Origin of the sequence: Bradyrhizobium sp. SZCCHNS1050, assembly GCF_032484785.1 — a bacterium.
Taxonomy (GTDB): Bacteria; Pseudomonadota; Alphaproteobacteria; order Rhizobiales; family Xanthobacteraceae; genus Bradyrhizobium.
This window is the reverse complement of record NZ_JAUETR010000001.1, coordinates 91,870-107,917: the sequence shown is the minus strand read 5'-3', so window position 1 is coordinate 107,917 and position 16,048 is coordinate 91,870. Positions and strand designations below refer to the sequence as shown.

The window sequence follows — 16,048 nt, the reverse complement described above, 5'->3', positions numbered from 1 at the left end:
ACCGGCTTGCGGCCGCGTTTTACCGTGTCCGGGCCCGCCGCGCCGTGATAGGTTTCTCCGTGGCCCGCACCGCCGAAAACGTGCGGAACTGGGCCCTTCAACCGCTGGAAGGCCGACCTCTTGATTGACAAGCTCGAACTGCTGCTGGCGCTGGCCAAGGAGCGTCATTTCGGCCGCGCGGCCGAGGCCTGCGGCGTGACCCAGCCGACGATGTCGACCAGCATCAAGCAGCTCGAGGAGATCCTCGGCGTCATGCTGGTGCAGCGCGGTTCCAGGTTCCAGGGCTTTACGCCGGAGGGTGAGCGCACGCTCGACTGGGCGCGCCGCATCGTCGGCGACTTCCGCGCGATGCGCCAGGAGATCAACGGGCTCAAGGACAAGCTATCGGGCGAGATCCGGATCGCGGCGGTGCCGACGGTGCTCGGCATGGTGGCGTCGCTGACGACGCCGTTCCGCGCCAAGCATCCGGAGGTCCGGTTCCGCATCATGTCGTGCACGTCGGCCGACGTGCTGGGGCTGCTGGAGAACCTGGAGGTCGATGCCGGGCTGACCTACATCGAGAACGAGCCGATCGGCCGCGTCCGCACCATCCCGCTCTACAACGAGAGCTACCGGCTGCTGACCGCGCCCGACGCGATGTTCGGCGATCGCGATCAGGTGACCTGGCAGGAGGTCGGGCAGGTGCCGCTGTGCCTCCTGACCCCGGACATGCAGAACCGCCGCATCATCGACCGCGCTCTGAAGGCCGCCGGCAACGAGGTGACGCCGACGCTGACGTCGAACTCGCTGCTGGTGCTGTACACCCATGTCAAGACCGGCCGCTGGGCCAGCGTGATGCCGGCCAAGCTCGCCGAAACGCTCGGCCTCGCCGACAAGGTGCGCTCGATCCCGATCGTCGATCCCGTCATCAACTACCAGATCGGCCTGGTCATCCCGCAGCGTGACCCGATGACCCCGCTGATCGCGGCGCTGGTCCAGATCGCCCGCGAGGTCGCGCCCAGCCTGCAGGCGTGAGGCGCGCGTCCGCGGAGTTGCCGCTGGCGCAGTCACTCGCCACCGGCGGTGAACGACGGCGTTGTCTTGCTTCGCTGCGCTCGCAACCACGGCGCTCAGCGGAGCAGTTCAAGCTGCTGCGGCAGAGACGGTCCACGTCGCGAGCGCATGCTTCGAAGCGGCGTCAGATCGATGGCCCAGCGTATCGGGTGGTCGTGTGCGCGGTTGAGGCCCTCCCGAAATTCAGGATGCGACTTTCCCGGTCTTGGACATCCGATGCCGCGCCGTGAGATACGACGATACGTTTCGACTTGACCGAGAGGGAAGCCATGACGGAGCCGGCCATGCCAGCCGACCAATTCTGGTCGATCATCGCGCAAACGCTTGCCGGCGCCGGCGGCGATCCTGACGCGCAGAGCGATCTGCTCGCCTTGACGCTATGCGAACTGTCCCTGGAGCAGACCATCGGCTTCGAGGTCGCGTTTCGCCGCTATCTGAACGAGGCCTATACCTGGGACCTCTGGGGCGCCGCCTATGTCGTACATGGCGGCTGCTCGGATGATGGTTTCGAGTACTTCCGGCGCTGGCTCGTCACGCGCGGCCGGGAGGTCTATGAGGCCGCCATGGCCGGTCCGGACAGCCTCGCCGAGTTCAATGGAGCGCCAGGACCGGACGGCGTCTGGGAATTCGAGGAGATCTACTACGTCGCCAACCGGGTGTTTCGGGAGCGCGGCGGACAAGGCGATGTCCGCGACCACTCCGAGCCGGAGGCCGGCCTGGGTGGACCGGGGCCGTCCGGCGATCCGTTCGAGGAGGACGACGAGCATCTGGCTCGGCGCTATCCGAAGCTGTGGCAGCGGTTCGGGCAAAGCCCACTGGTCTGAAAGTCTCCTCGTGAGGAGATGCGGTGCCTTCGTCGGGATGCAGGGACCTTTGATGGCGCCCCGGTCATGCATGACACACGAGCTTCACCGCGTAATGCGCGGCTTCGCCGTCATAGCGGCTGAGCAGCTTCCGCGCCGCGGGCGGTACCACCGCCGCGTCATGCGCCGGACCCGCGAAGCGAACCACCGCCGCCTGGTCGGCGAAGGTCATGATCGTCACGAATTCGACCTCGGCCTCCAGCGGCCTGCGCAGCAGCTCGATGCCTAGAAATCCTTCGATTGCCCGATCCACGATGGCTGGAAAGATCGTCGACCGCAGCAGCTCCTCATAGGCATCGGCCTCCGCCGCCCCGGTCCAGCCGCGCCATATCCGCTTCAGCATCGCGATGCTCCCTTGGGGACGATGATGGTCACCGAACCCTTGCACGGACGTCGAGCGCCGGACTTGGTGAAAGTTGCGGTCCGCGCTGCGAGCCCGCGGAGCAGGAGCGTCCGCTCAGTAGGTCGCAGATTGCTCCCGCATCACTGTCTCCTCCTGCCGGATGCGCAAGACGAGCGGCATGGCGTAGATGATCAGGCCGATCACCAGTTCGGGGAGGATGTTGAGCAAGCAGTTGGGGTGGCGGACGATCCGGAACAGCGGATGGGTCACCAAACCGACCCTGAACGCGCTCAAGCAGCGACCGAGATGCTCGCCGTGGCCTTATACGCGTCGCGGGGCAGGGTGACGCGGACGACGGTGCCGCATTCGAGGCGCGAGCGCAGCCGCATCGAGCCGCCGTGCAACTGGGCCAGCGAGCGGGCGATGGCGAGGCCGAGGCCGGAGCCGTGATAGGTCTTGGTCATCTGGCTCTCGACCTGCTCGAACGGGCGGCCGAGGCGCGCCAGCGACTGCGCAGGGATGCCGATGCCGGTGTCGGCGATGATGAGCACGACCTTGTCCTCGAACACGCGACTCCGCATTGTGACACGGCCGCCTTCGGGGGTGAACTTCACCGCGTTCGACAGCAGGTTGACCATGATCTGCTTGGTGGCGCGACGGTCGGCGACGACCGGGATGCTGCCTCCGATGTCGGCGTCGAGCACGAGGCTCTTGTCCAAGGCGCGACCGGAGACGACGCGCAGCGATTCCGCCAGCGTCTTGGCGAGGTCGAGCGGCTCCATGTCGAGCTTCATGCGGCCGGCCTCGATCTTCGACATGTCGAGGATGTCGTTGATCACCTCGAGCAGATATTGACCCGAGGTCAGGATGTCGTGGCAGTACTCCTGGTACTTCTCCGAGCCGAGCGAGCCGAACATGCCGCTGCCCATGATCTCGGAGAAGCCGATGATGGCGTTGAGCGGCGTGCGCAGCTCGTGGCTCATATTGGCGAGGAATTTCGACTTGGTCTGGTTGGCTTCCTCGGCGCGCGTCTTCTCCTGCGAGTACTTCTCGGCGAGGTCGGCGAGCTCGATCGCCTGGCGCTCCAGCGCGCTCTGCGAGCGCTGCAGGTCGATCACGGTGGCGCGCAGGCGCAGGTCGTTGTCGATGAGCTTCTGCTCATGCTCCTTGATGCGAGTGATGTCGGTGCCGACCGAGACGTAGCCGCCGTCCTTGGTGCGGCGCTCGCTGATGTGCAGCCAGCTGCCGTCGTCGAGCTGGGCCTCGAAGGTGCGCCCGCCCGGCGCCTGCTGGCTGTGGTCGTGCAGCCGGGTGCGGATCTCCGGCATCTTGCCGACCTCGATGACGGTCTCATAGGAGGTGCCGGGGGTCACCGCGGAGTCCGGCAGCTTGTGCAGCTTCTGGAAGTGCGAGTTGCACAGCACCAGCCGGTTGTTGGCGTCCCACAGCACGAAGGCTTCCGAGATCGTCTCGATCGCGTCGCGCAGGCGCAAGTCGGCCTCGACGGTCTTCTCGACCAGGCTCTTCTGCTCGGTGACGTCGACCGCGATGCCGATCAGGTGCAGGCCGGAATCGGAGGTGCCCTGGCTGAGCTCGCAGCGCACCCGGAGCCAGATCCAGTGGCCCTCGGTGTGGCGCATCCGGAAGCTCTGGTCGATCTGATGGATGTCGCCGGCGACGAGCTGGTCGGCGATCTCGAACAGGTCGATGTCGTCCGAGTTCACCAGCGCGTTGACCTCGCCGAAGGTGAGGAGGTCGGTGCGGTTTTCCAGGCCGAGCATCGCGAACATCGAGTTCGACCAGAAGATGCGCCCGCGCGACAGGTCCCAGTCCCACAGCCCGCAGCGGCCGCGATTGAGCGCGGTGTCGATGCGGCCGCGCACGGCGTCGTTGATCAGGTCGCCCTCGCGGGCGCGGGTCGACTGCCAGTGGAAGGCGAAGCCCAGGATCAGCACGACGAAGCCCGTCGTCGCCGACAGGGTCACAGAGAGCGCGGCGTCCGAGCCCCAGATCGGCTCGAGCTTCTCCTGGATCACGACGACGCGGCCGGGCAGCGCCTTGATCAACTGCGACACCGCGAAGGCCGGACGGCCGTTCGGCAAGGTGATCTCGGTGACCGCGCCCTGCAGCCCGGGCGTGGCCAAGAGCTGCGCGGTCGAGATCAGATCGAGGATACGGTCGTTCTCGCCGAGCGCGGCGTCGACCGGAACCCGGGCCAGGATGCGGTGGTCGGCGCCGGTGACGATCACGTGGCGGCCGGGCGCTGCGCCCCAGGCGGGGATCAGGTCGGGCAGCAGGCTCTGCAGGTGCTCGATATGGGCGATGCGGTCCGGGCGCATCGCCAGATTGCCGATGCGATCGGCGAGCAAGTCGGAGATCGCGGCCAGGTCGCGCTTGGTCGCGCCGCGCTTCTGACGGCTCTGGTCGAGCACCTGGACGAAGGCGCCGAGGCAGATGGTGACGAGAAAGGCGATGATCAAAGTAGGGACAGCACGACGCAATACCGGCTCAGCAGTCAGCAGCCTTTGATAGGCCGGTTTCGCGATCGATTGCGCCAACCCCTTGATGGAATCAGAAGATTGGACGCACGCGTTCGCGGCATGCGCACGCGTCATGCTGTAGACCCCCGAAACTTCTTGGATACCCGAATTTCGAAAGAGCCCCAGCCGCTTCCGAATCAAGTTGATTTGAATCCAGATTTCTCGGGCTGTCGAGAGTCAACGATTTGGCAAAAGCTAATAAATCTTATCCAATGCGGATTTGCCATGGCGAAAAGCCGGCAGAGTGAGTCCGAAGCGGGAACGCAGCATGACGTCTTGGCTTCAGCCGTGCGGCGGCTCGGCATGACTGATGACGCGCTTGACGCTCGGGAAGGCGCGACGCACCCCGCGCTCGATGTGGTCGACATTGTCGTGCACCTTCAGCACGCTCATCGACGGCGCGGCGCGGCAGTGGAAGTTGACGATCTCGCCGGCCTCGGTGTTGCGGACGCGGACATTGTGCACGTCGTACATGTCGGTCTCGGCGGCGAGACGCTGCAGGGCGGCGGCGATCTCGGCGATCCGCTGCACCGGCGCGTCGACGCCGAACGGCAGCTCTGGCTCGAGCGGCTCGATATGGGTGTCGACCTCGACGTCGGCGCCGAATTCGTCGCGGATGCTGCGTTCCAGCTCGTGCGCGATCGCATGCGCCGCGAACAGGCTCATGTCGCCGTCGACCTCGAGGTCGATCGCCACGATCAGGCGGCCGCCGACGTCATGGACGGTGACGTGATGGATCGCGAGGCCGGAATTGCGCGCGATCACCATGATGCGCTCGCGCACGCTCTCATTGCTGAGCGCGACCGGCACCGTCGTGAAGGTGACGTCGGCGCCGGACAGGCTGGCATCGACCGCGGCCTGCGCATCGCGCTTGATCTCGTGCACGCGGTCGATCGGGTAGGTGCGCGGCACCTGCACCGTGGCGTCGACGAAATGCGTTGCGCCGACGAGCCGGACCCGCAGCCGCTCGACATCGACGACGCCGTTGATCGAACGGATCGCGGCGCGCGCCTTTTCGGCCGCGCCCTCTGGTGCACGGTCGAGCAGTGTTTCTACGGTGGAGCGCGCCAGCCGCAGGCCGAGCACCGAGATCATCAGGGCGACCGCGACCGCGGCGGCGGAATCCCCCCACCAGAATCCGAACGCGGTGAGGACCAGGCCGGCGATGACGGCAATCGAGCCGAGCACGTCGGAGGCGAAATGCAGCGCGTCGGCGGCGAGCGCCTGGCTGTGGGTCTCGTGCGCGGCGCGGTGCAGCGCGCGGGCGCGCCAGAAGTTGACGGCGATGTCGACCAGCAGCACCACGAACGGAATCGCCGACAGCGACGGCGGCGGCGCCGCCTCGCGCAGCCGGCTGACGGATTCGACCAGCACGCCGCCGGCCAGCACGTAGAGCAGGGCGATGACGCCGAGCGCCGACAGGCTCTCCAGCTTGCCATGGCCGTAATGATGTTCGTCGTCGGCCGGTCGGTCCGATACCCGAACCACCATCCAGGTGATCACGGTGGCGACGACGTCGACGGCGCTGTGCAGGGCCTCGGAGACGAGCGCGAGGCTGCCGATCAGGACGCCGACGATGAACTTCGCCGCGGCCATGCTGGCGCTGGCCGCGATCGAGATCGCGGCGACACGGGTTTTCCCGGAATCGACATGGGAGGCGGCGTCTCTCATGGCGGCGGATGTAGCAGCCGAGGCCGCACCATGAAAGCCGGGATCGCGCGGTCCATGTGCGTGGACCGCGCGCTGTTTTGAGTGCTTCTAAATCTCAGAAGGTTGCGTTCACAAGGTCACCACGATCTTGCCGAGATGCTTGTTCGCCTCCATGTGCGCGAACGCCGCGCCAATGTCGTCGAAGGCGAAGACGCGGTCGATCGGCAGCCGCAGCGTGCGCTGCTCGACCGCGCCCCAGATGTCCTTCTTCACCTCGTCGAAGATCGTACGGATCTCTTCGATCGAACGGGTGCGGAAGGTGACGCCGACATAGGTGATGCGGCGCGCCGCGTGCAGGTCGAAGTTGAAGTCGGCATGGGTGCCGCCGAGCCGGCCGACATTGACGATGCGGCCGAGCACCTTGGTCGCGGCGAGGTTCTGATTGGCGATCTTGCCGGACACCTGGTCGATGATCAGATCGACGCCCTCGCCGTTGGTCGCCTGCAGCACCTGATCGATCCAGGCGGGATCGCTGGAGTCGATGGCGAGATCGGCGCCGAACTCGTTGAGCCGTCCGCGGCGCATCGCATCGGTCGAGGAGCCCACCACCAGCGAGGCGCCCTTGAGCTTGGCGATCTGCATCGCCATCAGGCCGACGCCGGAGCTCGCGCCTTGTACCAGCACGGCCTGACCGGGCTGCAGCGCGCCGTTGGTAACGACCGCATTGTGCATCGTGGTCAGCGCGATCGGCAACGTGGCGGCCTCGTCGAAGTTCATGTTCGACGGCGCGTGGAACAGGCGGCCATGGTCGGCGAGGGTGTATTCGGCGAACGCCGCGCTGCCCGAGCCCATCACCTTGTCGCCGATCTTCACGCCCCTGGCGTCGGGACCGAGCTCGGCGACCTCGCCGGCCCATTCCATGCCGAGCGCCGTGCCGACGCCGCCGGCGGCGCCATGCACATGCCCCTTCGTCATGCCGAGATCGGCGCGATTGAGGCCGCAGGCGCGCACGCGGACCAGGACCTGCGCGCCCTTCGGCGTGGGCTTGGCGATATCGGTGATCGCGGCGCCCTGGGCGCCGTAGACATAGGCTTTCATCGCGAGGAATCCTGTCGGTCAGAATGAGCGGCGACCTTACTGTGCCGCTGTTCTCAGCGCACCGCCTAACAGGCGGCGCGCTGCTCCGACAAGACTCCCTGGGGGATGAACCCGTTCCGCTGACCGGGCTGGACGCGTCAGGCGGCGACCGGAGCTTCCGCTTCGTCGAAGGCGCTGGAGACGTCGCGCATGCTGATGACGCCGGCGAGCGCGAAGTCGACGATGACCGGGAGGTGGCGGATGTGATGCACGTTCATCAGGTGCCGCACGTGCTCGAGCGAGTCCTCGGTGCTGCAGGAGATCAGCCGCTGCGGCGAGATCAGCTGCGAGACCTTCATGGTGACGCCGGCGGCGCCGTGCTCGGCGATGGCGCGCACCACGTCGCGCTCGGTGAACATGCCGGCGGCGGTGTTGCCTTCCGTGCGGACGACGTCCTTCACGACGAGGGCGCTGACATTGCTGGCGCGCATCAGCTGCGCCGCGATGCCGACGGTCTCGTTCATTCGCACCGTGATCACGCGCGCCGTCTTGTTGCGCAGGATGTCTCCGACTTTCATGGCACCCTCCCGTTTGTTGTCTTGAACAGGAGAAAGTCTGGTATACGTTATGCCAGAAGTCAACTGGGATCTTGATGTTTTCTGGGCAGATTGTCTGGAAAATAAGGTCAGTGATGCTGTCAAATGCACGCTCGGATTGGCATCTGGCATCCACGGCGCGCAAAAGAAAAGGAGGCGCATGGGAATGCGCCTCCTGCAGTCGCGGGAAGAAGCGGGTGATTTACGCGGTGGTGCGAACGTCCTGCGCCGCAGTCTGGGTGACCGCCGCCTCCTTGCCGAGGATGAAGGCGCGCCGCAGCGGCTTGATCACGAACAGCGCCATCAGCGCCGCCGTCGCATTCAGCGCAACGCCGATCACGAACACGGCCTGCCAGCCATACTTGGCGGAGACGAGGCTCGCGAGCGGGACCAGGAGCGAGGCGGTGCCCTTCGCGGTGTAGAGCATGCCGTTGTTGGTCGCGGCATATTTGCTGCCGAACGTATCGCCCGAGGTCGCCGGGAACAGGCTGTAGATCTCGCCGAACACGCCGAAATAGACCGCGGTCGCGAGCACGAACACGATCGGGTTGTGGCCGTAATTCGCCAGCGTCAGCAGCATCAAAGCGGCGGTGCCGAAGGCGATGAACATGGTGTGCTCGCGGCCGATCGTATCCGAGATCCAGCCGAACACCGGACGGCCGAAGCCGTCGAAGATGCGGTCGAGCGAGATCGCAAACGTCAGCGCTGCCATCTGGAAGCCGGCGAGCGACACCGGCTCGTTGGCGATCTTGAAGTCGTGCGCGATCGGGGCGATCTGGGCGGCGGTCATCAGGCCGCCGGAGGCCACCATCACGAACACCAGATACATGATCCAGAAGATCGGCGTGCGCAGCACCTGCGGTGGCGTGTAGTCGATCTTGCTCTGCGGCAGGTTGAGCTGCTTCTTGCGCGCAGGCGCGGCGTGGGTCGGCGGCCGCAGGAAGATCGCGAGCACGAACACGACCAGCCCCTGGCCGATGCCGAAGGTGAAGAAGGCGCTCTGATAGCCGCTAGAGGCGATCATGCTGGCGATCGGCACGACGGTCAGCGCGGCGCCCGCGCCGAAGCCCGCGGCGGTGGCGCCGGCGGCGAGGCCGCGGCGGTCGGGAAACCACTTCAGCGCATTGCCGACGCAGGTGCCGTACACCGCACCGGCGCCGATGCCGCCGATGACGGCGCCGGCGTAGAGCAGGGTGAGCGAGTCGGCGTAGGAGTTCAGCACCCATGCCAGCGAGATCATGACGGCGCCGAACATGATGACGAGGCGCGGGCCGTATTTGTCGACGAACCAGGCCTCGACCGGCACGAGCCAGGTTTCGGTGACGACGAAGATCGTGAAGGCCAGCTGGATCGCCGTGCGACCCCAGTGAAACTTCGCGTCGATCGGATCGACGAACAGTGTCCAGCCATATTGCAGGTTGGCGATCATCGCCATGCAGATGATGCCCATCGCGAGCTGGAGCCAGCGGAAGCCGCTGGACTGTGCCTGGACAGGCGGTGTCGCCTCTGTGCTGGAAACCATGTGTCCTCCCTAACGCGCTCTCTTGGAGGATGCCGCTGCGAGCGCGCTCCTCGTCTGCGCACGAAGTCATTCTGGTATAATATATTCCAGTCTGCAATATGGCCTGCGACACAGGGTGCGACATGTTGCTTTGCAACGAGAGCGAAATCGTCCGCCAAGCAAAAGAAAACGCTCGGCAAAATGCCGAGCGTCGTCAATCTGGAAGCGTTCTTTTTTATTTTTGTTGCAGCGCGAAGGGGCGCGTCAGAGCGTCGATTTCTGCACCACGACCCTCCGCCAGGGCTTGAGCACCGCGATCGCGAGGATCGATGCCAGGATGTTGGCGCCGGCCGCGATGATGAAGACGCGGTCCCAATTGCCTGACGACTGCTGCATGTAGTTCGCGATCGGCACCAGCAGCGCTGCCGTGCCCTTGGCGGTGTACAGCAGGCCGGCATTGGTGGTGGCGAACTTGGTGCCGAACGTGTCGGTGCAGGTCGAGGGGAACAGCGAGTAGATCTCGCCCCAGGCGAAGAACACGAAGCCGGACAGGATCACGAACCACACCGGATCGTGGCCCAGCATGTACAGCGCCCAGATGCCGATGCCTTCCATGCCGAAGGCGATGAACATCGTGTTCTCGCGGCCGATCATGTCCGAGATCCAGCCGAAGAACGGACGCGTCAGGCCGTTCAGAACGCGGTCGATGGTCGCTGCGAACGTCACCGCCGTCATGGTCATGCCGATCAGCGTCACCGGAATGTTGTCGACCTTCCAGTCGCCGGCGATCGGCTTGAGGTTGGCCGTCACCATCAGGCCGCCGGCGCCGACGATCACGAACATGAAGTACATCAGCCAGAAGATCGGCTGACGGATCACTTCGGTCGGGTTGTAGTTGCGGCGGCTCTGGACGAGGTTGGTGTTCTGAGTGACCGCGGGCACCTGGCCTTCCTTGGGCGCGAACAGGAAGAAGGCGAGGATGACGATGATGATGCCCTGGCCGAGACCGAAATACAGGAAGGTGGTCTGGAAGCCGGAGTCGCGGATCATGGCCTGGATCGGCGCGACGGTGAGCGCCGAGCCGGCGCCGAAGCCGGCCGCGGTGATGCCGGCCGCGAGGCCGCGCTTGTCGGGAAACCATTTCAGCGCGTTGCCGACGCAGGTGCCGTAGACGCCGCCGGCGCCGATGCCCGCGATGATCATGCCGAGATAGTAGCCGTCGAGCGAGGTGGCGTAGGCGTTGATCATCCAGCCGATCGCGCAGAGCACGCCGCCGACGAGCACGACGATGCGCGGGCCGTATTTGTCGACGAACCAGCCCTCGACCGGCACGAGCCAGGTTTCGAACAGCACGAACAGGGTGAAGGCCCACTGGATCGACGCGCGATCCCAGCCGAAGGTCTTGGCGATATCCGGGACGAAGAAGGTCCAGCCATATTGATAGTTGGCGATCATCACCATCGCCAGGACGCCAACCGCGAGCTGCGTCCAGCGATAGGCGTCGCTTACTCTTGCAGATGCGGGCGCCCCCGCGTGAGCCAAGTCCGTCATGTTTCCTCCAGGCTGTCTATTCTTGTCCTAACAGCTATGCGGAGTTTGGTATATGATATGCCAATAAACAAGCGGATTCATCGAGCCCGTGCCCGCTGCTAGGCCAGCGATCGATGAAAAAAGCCTGCAGAAGCAAGGCAAATCGTTGCAGCGACAATACGACGCAGCAGAGGATATTTGTAGTTCAACTATCGGAGCAAGGGCGAGTTTATGTGGCGAGCGCCCGCAACCGGTTGTAGCCCTGCTGGATCGCCGACCAGAACAGCGCGATCAACCCGAGTGCCATGATGGTGCCGACCAGCCCGTTGGAGAAGAAGATCGCGAGCGATCCCTGGGATCCCAGCAGTGACTGCCGGAAGGCCTCCTCGGCCTTGTCGCCGAGCACGATGGCGAGCACCAGCGGCGCGAGCGGATAGCCGCACTTCTTGAACAGATAGCCGAGCACGCCGAACACCAGCATCAGCACCACGTCGAACGTGCTCGAGTGCACCGAATAGGCGCCGATGGCACAGAGCACGAGGATGAGCGGTGCGATGATGCTGAAGGGAATGCGCAGGATCGCCGCGAAGACCGGAACGCAGGTCAGCACGACGAGCAGGCCGGCGAGGTTGCCGAGATACATCGAGGCGATCAGGCCCCAGACGAATTCCTTCTGCTCGACGAACAGCATCGGGCCGGGCTGCAGGCCCCAGATCAAGAGGCCGCCGAGCAGCACCGCCGCCGTGGGGGAGCCGGGCACGCCGAGCGACAGCATCGGCAGCAGCGCCGCCGTGCCTGCCGCATGGGCTGCCGTCTCCGGAGCGACGACGCCTTCGATCTCGCCATGGCCGAAATTCTTGCCGCGCTTGGAAAGGCGCTTGGCGATGCCGTAGCTCATGAACGAGGCCGGCGTGGCGCCGGCGGGGGTGATGCCCATCCAGCAGCCGATCAGGCAGGAGCGCAGCGACGTGACCCAATAGGCCGGCATCTCCTTCCAGGTGTGCAGCACGACACGCAGATTGATCTGCGCATTGCCGCCGCGGAAACTCAGGCCTTCCTCCATCGTGAGCAGGATCTCGCCGATGCCGAACAGCCCGATCACGGCGATCAGGAAGTCGAAGCCGTTGAGCAGTTCAGTGACGCCGAAGGTGAGGCGGAGCTGGCCGGTGATGGAATCCAGGCCGACAGCCGCGAGTGCGAAGCCGATCATCATCGCCGCAATCGTCTTGAAGGGTGGCTCCTTGCTCAGGCCGACGAAGCTGCAGAAGGCGAGAAAATAGACGGCGAATTTCTCGGCCGGGCCGAACTGAAGCGCGAAGCCAGCGACCAGCGGCGCGATCAGCGTGATCATGATGACCGCGAACAGCGCGCCGACGAAGGACGAGGTGAACGCTGCCGTGAGCGCCTCGCCCGCCTTGCCCTGCTGCGCCATCGGGTAGCCGTCGAAGGTGGTGGCGACCGACCATGGTTCGCCGGGGATGTTGAACAGGATCGAGGTGATGGCGCCGCCGAACAGCGCGCCCCAATAGATGCAGGACAGCATGATGATCGCCGAGGTCGGCGGCATGCTGAAGGTCAGCGGCAGCAGGATCGCGACGCCGTTGGCGCCGCCCAGTCCCGGCAGCACGCCGATGATCACCCCGAGCACGATGCCGAGGATCATCACCATGATGTTGAACGGTTGGAGGGCGACTGCGAAGCCGTGAAACAGATTGGCGAGTTCTTCCATGCCAGCTTGGTCCTGCAACCCTCAGCGGATGAGTTTTCTTGTTAGAGCCCGAGCCAATCCTCGATCGGCCCCTTGGGGAGGGGGACCATGAACCAGCGCTCGAAGATCAGATAGGTCACGACCGGCGTGCCGACCGCGACCGCTGCCACCGTGAGCCAGCCATATTTGCCGAGCCACCGCATGAACCAGGCGATGAAGATCATGGACGCGAGGTAGAGGCCAATGAAGGGCAGGGCGCCGACATAGATCGCCGTCGGCACCACCACGCTCATGACCTGGCGGAGCTGGCCCCATTCGGCGAAGACACGGCCGTCGTCCTCGCGCAGCGTGTTGCGGACATTCATCGCGCTGGCCGCGACGATGAGCAGGCCGACGTAGAACGGGAAGAACCCCGCCCGCGGTCCCTCGGCGCCCCAATTGATCCCAGCCTTCACGCTGCCGATGATCACGATGATCCCGAACAGCGCGATGGCGAGCGTGACGCCGGCCTCGACCGCCTTATGGCTGGGGCCGGCCGATCCACCGTGACTTCTCATGCGAGCCGCTCAGTTCGAGGCCAGGAAGCCGGCTTCCTTCATCAGGAGCTCGTGCCGCTTCTCTTCGGTCTCGACCCACTTCGCGTAGTCCGCACCGGTCATGAAGGTGGTGTTGAAGGCGCCGGTCTTCATGAAGTCCTGCCATTCCGGCGTCTCTCGCACCTTCTTGAACAGGTCGACGTAGTATTCGATCTGGTCCTTGGTGGCCCGTGGCGACATGAAGATGCCGCGCAGCATCAGATATTCGATGTCGAGCCCCTGAGACTTGCAGGTCGGGATGTCCTTCCAGGCCTTGCCGTCGGTGATCGGCTCGTCAAAGCCCATCGGCTTGTCGTCGAACACGCAGAGCGGCCTGACCTTGCCGCCGCGCCACTGCGCCACCGCCTCGATCGGATTGTTGACGGTGGAATCGATGTGGTTGCCCACCAGTTGCACGGCCACTTCGCCGCCGCCCTTGTAGGGGATGTAGGTGAACTTCGCGCCGGTCGCCTTCTCCATGGCTACCGTGATGATCTGGTCTTCCTGCTTCGAGCCGGTGCCGCCCATCTTGAGGGTGCCGCCGGCCTGCTTGACCGCATCGACGTAGTCCTTGGCGGTGGTGTAGGGCTTCTCGGCATTGACCCAGAGCACGAACTCGTCGAGCGCCAGCATCGCGACGGGAGTGAGGTCCTTCCAGTTGAACGGAATGCCGGTCGCGAGCGGCGTCGTGAACAGGTTCGACAGCGTGATGATGATCTTGTGGGGATTGCCGGCCGACGCCTTGACGTCGAGGAAGCCTTCGCCGCCGGCGCCACCGGACTTGTTGATCACGACCAGCGGCTGCTTCATCAGGTTGTGCTTGGTGACGATGCCCTGGATCGTCCGGGCCATCTGATCGGCACCGCCGCCGGTGCCAGCCGGAACGATGAACTCGACCGGCCGGACAGGCTCCCATCCCGCCAGAGCCGGGATATGCCCTGCCATCAGGGCGATGCCAGCCATAACGGCCACGCGCACGGAACGCTTCATCGACGCTTTCTCCCCTTCATTCCCGAGAGCGCACGGCTTCTTCCGGCCGCTGTGCCCAATCGAACCACCACCGACCTGTCGAGCCCGCCGGTGTCATCCCCACCGTGACCAGCTTCAGGCCGTCGCCAGCCCCGGACTTCCTTGCCATGCCCATGCAGCCAAAAGTTGTGTTGGCAGCCGGGATCAGGCAGCAAGAGGAGCATCCGCAGCAAATCGACCGATTTGATTTTGGTATGAAGAGGTGACCGACCGCAATTGAGGAGATCGGGTGGGACGCCCACGGGGCCAATATGTCGCAGGTCGCGTGGGGGTCGCAAAAGCAAAAGCCCCGGAGATCCGGGGCTCTTGGTTGGGCTTCGAGGGTTGCCTGCGCGCGCGAAGCGCGCCGAGCCTCAGAGGCCGAAATAGGGCAGGTCGCCGTTGCGGTTGGCGGCGCGGGCGCTGGTCATCAGCACGCGGTCGAGGGTCGCCAGCAGGCGGCCGAACAGCGACACGGGCTGGACGAGGGGGAGGGCGACGGTCTTGGCCATGGTTTGTCTCCTTCAGTGAGGCGGTATGACGTTCTGACTGAGGAGAATTTACGTATACCAGATGCCAGATACAACGGATTATATTGCATGGCGGTATGAGCGTTTTGCGATGCAGCAGGAATGTGACGATTTGGATTTTCAATCGAAATTTGACTTCGCATGCAGAAAGAGCCGCCCAATGGGGAGCTCTGAGCAGTTGAAGGGTAATTAGATACGCATTCGCGGCTATGCGACGGCTTGCCTGCCGCGGCTGGCTCGCCCACGACGATCCGGGATCGCGGCCACTGCTGGACACCTCCCAGGTGCGCTCCGATCGCGTGCTCCGCGTGCAACGCGAGGGAACAATGGCGCGGGGCCAGGGAACCGTGCCGCCCGGGCCGCAGTTACCCTGCAATCGCACGGAGCGGCATGACCGGATGTTGATCGTTCAGTTCGGCGCGCTGTATCTCTTCTAGAAACGTATCATCGGCGAAGGAAAGGCCATGCGCGCCTTGATCGTGGCACTGTCCCTCCTAGCGATCGCCGGAAGCGCGCAGGTCGCTCACGCTGGTCTGAGCAGCACACCTCGTGAAGCGTCGGCACCCGCCGATACCGTGATCGCTGCCCAGGACGCCAATCAGCAGGCCGAGAACCAGATCGGCCTCACCAAGGCGAAGCGTCGCGCGGTGCAACGAGGGCTGACCAGGCTCGGGTTCGGCACCAAGATCAACGGGACGTTCGACGAACAGACCCGCGCCGCCCTCGCCCATTGGCAGGAGGAGCGCGGCTACCCCACGACCGGCTTCCTCAATGCCGCCCAGCACAAGGTCCTGATGGACGCGGCCGCCGAGGCTGCCAAATCCGACCGCCAAGCCCGTCGCAGCACGGGACGCGCGCGACATCAGCGCAATGTCGGAGGTCCCATCGGCGCGATCGGCGGTGCGATGCACCGCGTGGTGGGCGGAATTTTCGGCAGGTAAGCGTTCAACCTCGAAAGAGCTGGAGGACGGCCATCGCAACCTGGCACGTTGTAGGACGGTTGTGACCACGATTCGCCGGGCGAACTCATGTTACCAGAGCATGCGCATGGCGACGTGGATGTCGGGGGATGAA

At 64.9% G+C, this 16,048-nt stretch carries 15 protein-coding genes; 3 read left to right on the top strand and 12 right to left on the bottom strand.

Features of this window, described 5'->3' with window-relative positions; genetic code table 11:
* The first annotated feature begins 120 nt into the window (after positions 1-120).
* Both QX094_RS00480 and QX094_RS00475 read left to right on the top strand, forming a co-directional pair.
* Positions 121-1,014: a LysR family transcriptional regulator gene (locus QX094_RS00480; protein WP_315716160.1), complete on the top strand. Its 894-nt coding sequence runs from the start codon at positions 121-123 to the stop codon at positions 1,012-1,014.
* Positions 1,015-1,337: 323 nt separating this feature from the next.
* Positions 1,338-1,877, top strand: coding sequence for a DUF4240 domain-containing protein (locus tag QX094_RS00475; protein ID WP_316175920.1), 540 nt, complete (start codon positions 1,338-1,340; stop codon positions 1,875-1,877).
* A gap of 64 nt (positions 1,878-1,941) precedes the next feature.
* Here QX094_RS00475 and QX094_RS00470 read toward each other — a convergent pair whose 3' ends face one another.
* The 12 genes from QX094_RS00470 to QX094_RS00415 all read right to left on the bottom strand — a co-directional run bounded on the left by QX094_RS00470 (position 1,942) and on the right by QX094_RS00415 (position 14,956).
* A complete protein-coding gene (locus QX094_RS00470) occupies positions 1,942-2,259 on the bottom strand; it encodes an antibiotic biosynthesis monooxygenase (RefSeq protein ID WP_316175921.1) in 318 nt (105 codons plus the stop codon).
* A gap of 114 nt (positions 2,260-2,373) precedes the next feature.
* Positions 2,374-2,529, bottom strand: a complete 156-nt coding sequence (locus tag QX094_RS00465) for a hypothetical protein (protein WP_316175922.1) — start codon at positions 2,527-2,529, stop codon at positions 2,374-2,376.
* A 20-nt stretch (positions 2,530-2,549) separates the two neighbouring features.
* Positions 2,550-4,874, bottom strand: a complete 2,325-nt coding sequence (locus QX094_RS00460; protein ID WP_316175923.1) for a PAS domain-containing sensor histidine kinase — start codon at positions 4,872-4,874, stop codon at positions 2,550-2,552.
* Positions 4,875-5,081: 207 nt separating this feature from the next.
* A complete protein-coding gene (locus tag QX094_RS00455; RefSeq protein ID WP_316175924.1) occupies positions 5,082-6,470 on the bottom strand; it encodes a cation diffusion facilitator family transporter in 1,389 nt (462 codons plus the stop codon).
* 108 nt (positions 6,471-6,578) lie between these two features.
* Complete coding sequence (locus tag QX094_RS00450; protein WP_316175925.1) at positions 6,579-7,547, bottom strand: zinc-binding dehydrogenase; 969 nt, start codon at positions 7,545-7,547, stop codon at positions 6,579-6,581.
* A 137-nt stretch (positions 7,548-7,684) separates the two neighbouring features.
* Complete coding sequence (locus QX094_RS00445) at positions 7,685-8,104, bottom strand: CBS domain-containing protein (protein WP_316175926.1); 420 nt, start codon at positions 8,102-8,104, stop codon at positions 7,685-7,687.
* Positions 8,105-8,324: 220 nt separating this feature from the next.
* On the bottom strand, positions 8,325-9,644 hold the full coding sequence (gene oxlT, locus QX094_RS00440; protein ID WP_316175927.1) for an oxalate/formate MFS antiporter: 1,320 nt from the start codon (positions 9,642-9,644) through the stop codon (positions 8,325-8,327).
* Between the two features lie 243 nt (positions 9,645-9,887).
* The gene (oxlT, locus tag QX094_RS00435; RefSeq protein ID WP_316175928.1) at positions 9,888-11,174 is read right to left on the bottom strand and encodes an oxalate/formate MFS antiporter; all 1,287 of its coding nucleotides are present in this window, start codon (positions 11,172-11,174) and stop codon (positions 9,888-9,890) included.
* A 208-nt stretch (positions 11,175-11,382) separates the two neighbouring features.
* A complete protein-coding gene (locus QX094_RS00430; RefSeq protein WP_315753031.1) occupies positions 11,383-12,882 on the bottom strand; it encodes a tripartite tricarboxylate transporter permease in 1,500 nt (499 codons plus the stop codon).
* A 41-nt stretch (positions 12,883-12,923) separates the two neighbouring features.
* Positions 12,924-13,418, bottom strand: a complete 495-nt coding sequence (locus tag QX094_RS00425) for a tripartite tricarboxylate transporter TctB family protein (protein ID WP_316175929.1) — start codon at positions 13,416-13,418, stop codon at positions 12,924-12,926.
* Between the two features lie 9 nt (positions 13,419-13,427).
* Positions 13,428-14,426, bottom strand: coding sequence for a tripartite tricarboxylate transporter substrate binding protein (locus QX094_RS00420; protein WP_315716172.1), 999 nt, complete (start codon positions 14,424-14,426; stop codon positions 13,428-13,430).
* 392 nt (positions 14,427-14,818) lie between these two features.
* Entirely contained in the window at positions 14,819-14,956 is a 138-nt protein-coding gene (locus QX094_RS00415; protein WP_315716173.1) for a hypothetical protein, read from the bottom strand.
* A 482-nt stretch (positions 14,957-15,438) separates the two neighbouring features.
* On the opposite strand from QX094_RS00415, the gene QX094_RS00410 reads away from it, so the two are divergent.
* On the top strand, positions 15,439-15,915 hold the full coding sequence (locus tag QX094_RS00410) for a peptidoglycan-binding domain-containing protein (RefSeq protein ID WP_316175930.1): 477 nt from the start codon (positions 15,439-15,441) through the stop codon (positions 15,913-15,915).
* Positions 15,916-16,048: the final 133 nt, after the last annotated feature.